This window comes from Macrococcus sp. CoH-51_TC_04 (assembly GCF_058188655.1).
On sequence record NZ_JBVGOY010000086.1, the window covers coordinates 1 to 249 of the forward strand.

Sequence of the window (249 nt, forward strand, 5' to 3'; positions counted from 1 at the left end):
TGCGAAGCAGCCAGCGTTCCCGGGGAACCGCCCACCATGTCTACCGGAACCGCCGCAACCGGACCCATGACGCTGCCGCCGAACACGTCCCATTCGTAACCCGAACCATTCGCACCGCGTAGCACCAGATACGCGCTTCCGCCCGGAGGCATTGTCACCGAAGCAACAGGAATCGATGAGTTGTTCACGTACAGCTTATCGACGGCCTGCACTGCTACCGTCAGGGACCCGACAGCATCACCCGGTTGG

Annotated in this window: 1 protein-coding gene; it reads right to left on the reverse strand. The window is 62.2% G+C overall.

Annotation, left to right across the window (positions count from 1 at the left end):
- On the reverse strand, nucleotides 1–212 hold a 212-nt coding region (locus tag ACZ2V4_RS11865), incomplete at its 3' end, for a hypothetical protein (protein ID WP_490514972.1).
- Nucleotides 213–249 lie beyond the last annotated feature (37 nt).